Below are 6,803 nucleotides of genomic sequence, written 5' to 3' on the forward strand. Positions count from 1 at the left end.
GGCCACTATGCAGTGGTCGGGCTTTTTGTTTCAGATGATACCCGTCAGAGGGTGAACTCTGTTTTCAGCTTTTTCTCGACCAGCTGGTTCTTCAGTTTGGCCACCTTGGGTATGCCATTTTCGAAAGGCGGGAAGTTTTCGCCTTCAATCAGGGGTTGCAGGTAGTCGCGGCACTCTTGGGTAATGCCAAAGCCGTCATCCGTAATGTAATGGATGGGCATTTTCTTTTCCTGGTTGGCGACTTCACTCAGGTTGGCTTCGCCAATTGACCAGCGGTAAGGCTTGGCCTGATCTCGCACGATGGTAGGCATGAGAGCCTGCTTGTCGGCCAGAGCCATTTCCACCGCAGCCTTGCCTACGGCATAGGCTTGCTCAACGTCTGTGGCAGAAGCGATGTGGCGAGCAGCGCGTTGCAGATAGTCCGCAACGGCCCAGTGGTATTTGTGACCCAGCGCCTGCCTGACCATGTTGGCCAGAGCCGGGGCAACACCGCCTAATTGTGTGTGTCCGAATGCATCTTTGGCACCGGCGTCGGCTACAAAACGACCGTCGTCGTATTGGGCGCCTTCAGAGGCAACTACGACACAGTATCCATATTCCTTCACGCATTGATCAACCCGTGCCAGGAACTTCTCCCGGTCGAACGGAATTTCAGGGAACAGGATGATATGAGGCGGTTCGCTTTCTTCTCCCTGGCTAGCCAAAGCGCCGGAGGCGGCGATCCAGCCCGCATGCCGGCCCATGACTTCCAGGATGAATACCTTGGTGGAAGTTTCGCACATAGACTTGATGTCCAGGCTGGCTTCCATTGTGGAGGTGGCAATGTACTTGGCGACAGAGCCAAAACCCGGGCAGCAGTCGGTAAACGGAAGGTCGTTGTCGACCGTTTTAGGTACACCGATGCAGGTGATCGGATAACCCATTTTGTCGGCCAGCTGGGAGACTTTGTAAGCGGTATCCTGTGAATCGCCGCCGCCGTTGTAGAAGAAGTAGCCGATGTCGTGGGCTCGGAAGACTTCGATCAGCCGCTCGTATTCGCGCTGGTTCTCGGACAAGTTCTTCAGTTTGTATCGGCAGGAGCCAAACGCGCCACCCGGGGTGTGAATCAGCGCCTGAATGGCATCATCCGATTCCAGGCTGGTATCAATCAGCTCTTCGGTCAGTGCGCCAATAATTCCGTTACGGCCGGCGTAGACTTTGCCGATCTTGTCCGGATGCTTGCGTGCGGTCTGAATAACGCCGCATGCACTGGCGTTGATGACGGCGGTTACACCGCCAGATTGGGCATAAAATGCGTTCTTGATCGCCATCGCGGGCTTAAGCCTCCTGCTGGTTCCATGATGGCACAGATGATACGTCAAACAGGGCGGCTTTTCATGAGGATATGCCGCCTCTTGACCCCGCAGAAAGGATGGTAGAGGCTTGGCAGGATTCAAATTGGAGGCAATACCCTAATGCATATACATATTCTGGGCATCTGTGGCACGTTTATGGGCAGTTTGGCCGTGATTGCCAGGGAACTTGGTCATACCGTGACCGGGTCTGACCAAGGTGTTTATCCGCCCATGAGCACACAACTTGAAGCCCAGGGTATTGAGCTGATGGAAGGCTATCGGTCAGAGAATCTTGAACCCAGGCCGGACCTGGTGCTGATTGGCAATGCCATGTCCCGGGGTAATGTGGAAGTTGAAGCGGTACTCAATCGCCGAATTGATTATATGTCCGGCCCTGAGTGGCTGGCGCGGGAGGTGCTCCACCATCGGTGGGTGATGGCTGTGGCCGGTACACATGGCAAAACCACCACCACCGCCATGCTTCTGTGGATTCTTGATCAGGCCGGTTTCGATGCTGGTTATCTGGTGGGTGGCGTGCCGCAGGATTTTCCGGTTTCAGCCCGGTTGGGAACCAGTGACTTCTTTGTTATTGAGGCGGATGAATACGACAGCGCATTTTTCGATAAGCGTTCCAAGTTTATCCATTACCGCCCGAATACGTTGATTCTGAATAATCTTGAATACGATCACGCGGACATTTTTGACAATGTTGAAGCGATTGAACGTCAGTTTCACCATGTGGTACGCACGGTGCCTTCGCAGGGGCTGATCATTCGTCCGGCGCTTGATCCGCACCTGGATAACGCCTTGGGCATGGGGTGCTGGAGCCCGGTGCAGGATACCTCCATTGGCAGTGAAATTTCCCGGAGTACAGACTGGCGAGCCGAGTTGATGTCGGAGGATGGTAGCCGGTTTATGGTCATTCACCACGAGCAGCCGGTTGCTATGCTGAAGTGGAATATGACCGGTCTGCATAACGTGCGCAATGCCTTGTCAGCGATTGCCGCTGCCCGCCATGTTGGCGTAACACCGGATCATGCGGTGGCGGCTTTGTGCCGTTTTTCAGGTGTTAAGCGGCGCATGGAGTTAGTGGGCGAGGTTGGTGGCGTGACTGTGTATGATGATTTTGCTCACCATCCCACGGCTATTGCTTCCACTCTTGAAGGTCTGCGTAACCAGGTGGGGGATGAACCGATCATTGCTATTATTGAGCCCCGCTCTAACACTATGAAACAGGGGGTGCATCAGCAAACATTGATCCCCAGTGCAGCCTGCGCCGATCATGTGCTGTGGGCCAATCTCAGCAATATGGACTGGTTGCCGGAACTGGTAAATAGCTGGCGGGCAGAGCATGGAGCGCTGGATCACCACAGTGTCGACGATTCAGTGGATGCACTGATTGCTCGCACATTGGAACTGCTGCCTGAAACCTGCCACATTGTCATTATGAGTAATGGCGGGTTTGGCGGAATTCATCAAAAACTGGTGGCGGAACTGGAGAAAATTCGTGGCTGAACGTTCACCAGTCATCAATCTTGCAATCACCGGTGCTTCGGGTGCCCAGTATGCTTTGCGCCTGATGCAATGTCTGGTGGCAAATGGCTGCCGGGTGAATGTTATGGTGAGCCGGGCAGCGCAGGTGGTCATTGCCACTGAAACAGATTTTCGTTTGCCCGGTTCTCCGCGGGCGATGGCTGAAGCCTTTACTGAGCACACGGGTGCTCAGCCGGGGCAGGTTCAGGTATTCGGCAGAGAAGACTGGTTTTCACCACCGGCCTCTGGCTCGGGTGAAAAAGCGCCCATGGTCATTTGCCCGTGCAGTACCGGAACGCTGTCCGCGCTGGCTACGGGCGCTAGCAATAACCTGATTGAGCGTGCGGGTGATGTGGCGCTGAAAGAACGGCGAAAGCTGATTCTGGTGTTGCGCGAATCTCCCTATTCGGAAGTCCATCTGGAAAATATGCTCAGGCTAACCCGCATGGGCGCCGTGATCATGCCGGCCAGCCCGGGTTTTTACCACAAGCCGGAATCTGTCGGTGATCTGGTGGATTTCATGGTAGCTCGAATTCTTGACCATCTTGAGATGCCCCAGACTCTTGTGCCTCGTTGGGGTGAAAAGAAAAGCTGAGCGGGATTTCCTCCGGCGTTGGTTTTGGCCAAAGCGATTGATGGTTTTCACCATTGAGCAAAATCGCACCCCGCCACACACTGGCTGAACATAAAAACAAATCCACTCGTACATCGAGGTTCAGCAATGATTCCACGTACTCTGTTTGATGCCGATCTTGAAGGTTTCCGGGATTCCGTTCGTAAGTTCCTGGAGCAGGAAGCTACGCCCTATCATGAACAATGGGAAAAAGATGGACAGGTAAGCCGTGAACTTTGGCACAAGGCGGGTGAGTTGGGATTCCTGTGCCCCTGTTTGCCGGAAGAGTTTGGCGGAGTGGGTGCTGACTTCCGTTACAGTGCGGTATTGATCGAAGAAATCGCAAGGGCAGGTTTGACCGGTATAGGTTGGGGGCTGCATTCAGATATCGTCGCCCCCTACATCCTGAACTATGGTTCGGATGAACTGAAGAACCATTACCTCCCGAAACTGGCTTCCGGTGAAATGATCGGCGCGATAGCCATGACGGAACCTGGTGCAGGTTCTGATCTGCAGGGTGTGAAAACGACAGCGATTCGTCAGGGCGACCATTTCATCCTGAATGGTTCCAAAACCTTTATCACTAACGGTCAGTTGGCGGACTTGGTTGTTGTTGTAGCCAAAACCGACCCCAAAGAAGGCGCCAAGGGCATCAGTCTGCTGGTGGTGGAAACCTCTTGGGATGGTTTCGAGAAAGGCCAGAACCTGAACAAGGTGGGGATGAAGGCGCAGGACACCTCTGAATTGTTCTTCCAGGATGTCAAAGTACCGGTGAAAAACCTGATTGGCCCTGGTGAAGGTCAGGGCTTTTTTCAGTTGATGCAAGAGCTGGCTTCAGAACGTTTGCAGGTGGCGCTTGGTGCCGTGGCGGCAGCTGAAGCCGCGTGGCAGTGGACTCTGGATTACGTTAAAGAGCGGAAAGCGTTTGGAAAGCCTGTGATCGCGTTTCAGAATACGCGCTTCAAACTGGCGGAGCTGAAAGCTGAAATTACTGCGGCGCGGGTTTTTACCGATCGTTGTTTGGAATTGCACCTGGACAAAAAGCTGGATGTTCCCACGGCAGCCATGCTGAAACAGCACACCACCGATCTGCAATGTAAGGTGATGGACGAATGCGTGCAGCTGCACGGTGGCTACGGTTATATGTGGGAATATCCCATCGCCCGAGCCTGGGCTGATTCTCGCGTGCAGCGTATATACGCTGGCACAAACGAAATCATGAAAGAAATTGTCGCCCGCTCATTCTGATTTGCCGGTAAATAACAGGCGCTGAAGCAAATTGGGGCCTGTTATTTACCAAACTTTACATTTTGCCAAGCCTGTCAATGTCTCCGGCGATGGTATTCCCTACAGTAGCGGCACAACCTTCTAACAAGGATAAATGGTTGCCGCGATGAAACGCCTGATCAGTCTTTCCGTTCCCCTGTTAACACTTGCCATCGCCGGTTGTGGCGAAGAGTCCGATCAACTGCCGGTTGACGGCCGTGATTTTGATGGAGTCAGCTATAGCGAACCGGTGGATTATGAGGGGCGGGTAATCGATGGTTACCTTCGGAACGCCCGCGTCTGGCTGGATTTGAATGATGACGGTCAGTACAACCCGGGCCCGCTCAGTGTCACCCTGGCCAATGGTGAGACTCACATCCTGCAGAGCGGGGAGCCCACCGATATGACGACGGCAGGTGGCCGTTTCACGCTTGATACTGATGAGCTGCAGGTCGATGAGCTCAAGGGTAAAGATCTGGACCCCAGAGATTACCCTCTATACGCGCTGGCGCTCCCCGGTAAAACCATGGAAGAAACCCGTAGTGGCGAAGTGGCCGTTAAGCGGGCCTACCTGATGTCGGCTAGTCCGGGGGTCACAAATGTGACGCCGCTGACCACCCTGGCGCGATTCCGGGCTGAAGTCGCAAAACGAATCAACCTTAATCCAAAAAACGTTGCGCCCGAGAGTTCTGCTGACCTGAATGGGTTGAATCTTTTGCAGGATTACATTCTTTCCCGTAACGAACAGGCTCATGCCTATGCTCGTGCACTGGCTCGCTTCATGGCCAGCCAAACGCCCGACGATTACAATTCGAGCCTGGCCAGAGAAAACAGTGACGGGACTGAGCGGTTCTTATCGAGGGATGCGGTGTATTTGCTTGGTATCTCTCTGGTTCAGAATGCGGCGGACATTATCCAATTGGTGGATGACGCAGCTTCTGGTGAGAATTATGACACTGTTGATACCGATGCGATTGAATTGCCGGTCGTACCTGTGGAACTGGAAAATCCGGTTCTACTGACAAGTCAGACGGTATCGGCTTCTGCTGAGGGCGGGGGCAGCCTGCCGGCGAGTAATCTTGAGAAGTCTGCAGAGCTTAGGTTTGATTACACTGAAGATGGTCAGCTACTGTCTGTTTCCAGTCGGGGCTGTATGGAGCCCTCACTGCCAGAGCTTGCCCGGCTTGTTCAGGTTAATGGGTATATCGCAAAGCTGAAAAATCAATGGCACCCCAGCGCGTCTCTTTCCGAGCATAGCAAAGGTTTGTATGACGAAGGCGGCATTCACGAACGTCTGGTCTTTGATTGGGATAATGAGCGAGCCTATTTCGATACCGTTACATCCTGCCACCTGGAAACCCGTGGTATAAGCCCGGACAGCTCTGAGCTGGATGGTACTGCTGAGATGACCTGGAGCTGGAACGATAAAAGTATGGTTGTAGAGGTGGTGTCTGGCTCTGTCTCTGAGGAGCGAGAAATCAGCCTGCTGACCACGGAAGCGCCTGATAAATCGCCGGCAGATGTATTGGCCGGGAGTTCTGTTACCGGGTACAGAATAGCGTCGGGGGGGGCATTGGAGGTTCAGCTTGCCTTTAAAGAGCCTGAAGGTGTTTGCGAGCCGAAGGGTGTGAATGACGAGTTGCCGCGGTTGTCTGAGCCGTATGTGACCTTGTTATTCCCTCTCGAGATTGCGGGCGAGGTTGATGCCTACGAATACGATGTGCGGGAATACAGTCAGCCGGATGAGGGTGGAAGCCTCCAGATAGAGCGTTTGCAGAGATACCCCCTGAAAAGTCTTTCGATGGCGGGCCCGGATGCGGGAGATTTGCAGTGGCAACTGTACTATTCGTCATTGAATATGGAGGGGTTAGACTCGACAACAGCAAACCTTATTCGTGAGGCATACCTTGAGAGGCGTGGAACGGTAACAGGCTGCGGAATGCTGTTCCGTGATGCCCCGAACAGTGCTTATGCACAGGTAACTTACGGCTATAAAACGCTTACGGAATACCTGATTGAGGGGTTGGCAGAGTCACCTGCTGACGAGTGAATAGTGG

General features: G+C 53.7%; 5 protein-coding genes. 4 read left to right on the forward strand and 1 reads right to left on the reverse strand.

The annotated features are described in order from the left end of the window. Positions 1-44 precede the first annotated feature (44 nt). A complete protein-coding gene (locus tag ABYA77_RS05585; protein WP_372964961.1) occupies positions 45-1,310 on the reverse strand; it encodes a 6-phosphofructokinase in 1,266 nt (421 codons plus the stop codon). Between the two features lie 144 nt (positions 1,311-1,454). Between ABYA77_RS05585 and mpl the strand changes: the two genes are divergently transcribed. The 4 genes from mpl (at position 1,455) to ABYA77_RS05605 (ending at position 6,796) form a co-directional block, all read left to right on the forward strand. Further along, the gene (gene mpl / locus ABYA77_RS05590; protein ID WP_372964962.1) at positions 1,455-2,849 is read left to right on the forward strand and encodes a UDP-N-acetylmuramate:L-alanyl-gamma-D-glutamyl-meso-diaminopimelate ligase; all 1,395 of its coding nucleotides are present in this window, start codon (positions 1,455-1,457) and stop codon (positions 2,847-2,849) included. After that, positions 2,842-3,462 (forward strand): flavin prenyltransferase UbiX, encoded by a 621-nt coding sequence (locus ABYA77_RS05595; protein ID WP_372964963.1) that lies wholly within the window; start codon positions 2,842-2,844, stop codon positions 3,460-3,462. The genes mpl and ABYA77_RS05595 overlap by 8 nt, the downstream gene beginning before the upstream one ends. A 126-nt stretch (positions 3,463-3,588) precedes the next feature. Then, on the forward strand, positions 3,589-4,728 hold the full coding sequence (locus ABYA77_RS05600) for an acyl-CoA dehydrogenase family protein (protein WP_372964964.1): 1,140 nt from the start codon (positions 3,589-3,591) through the stop codon (positions 4,726-4,728). A gap of 145 nt (positions 4,729-4,873) precedes the next feature. After that, entirely contained in the window at positions 4,874-6,796 is a 1,923-nt protein-coding gene (locus tag ABYA77_RS05605; protein ID WP_372964965.1) for a hypothetical protein, read from the forward strand. Positions 6,797-6,803: the final 7 nt, after the last annotated feature.

It is taken from the genome of Marinobacter sp. (assembly GCF_041595835.1).
In the GTDB taxonomy this organism is placed as follows: Bacteria; Pseudomonadota; Gammaproteobacteria; order Pseudomonadales; family Oleiphilaceae; genus Marinobacter.

What these genes read in the sequence shown, in the direction of transcription:
- ABYA77_RS05605 (WP_372964965.1), top strand. Translation starts at nt 4,874, where the DNA reads ATGAAACGCCTGATCAGTCTTTCCGTTCCCCTGTTAACACTTGCCATC.
- mpl (WP_372964962.1), top strand. Translation starts at nt 1,455, where the DNA reads ATGCATATACATATTCTGGGCATCTGTGGCACGTTTATGGGCAGTTTG.
- ABYA77_RS05600 (WP_372964964.1), top strand. Translation starts at nt 3,589, where the DNA reads ATGATTCCACGTACTCTGTTTGATGCCGATCTTGAAGGTTTCCGGGAT.
- ABYA77_RS05585 (WP_372964961.1), bottom strand. Translation starts at nt 1,310, where the DNA reads ATGGCGATCAAGAACGCATTTTATGCCCAATCTGGCGGTGTAACCGCC.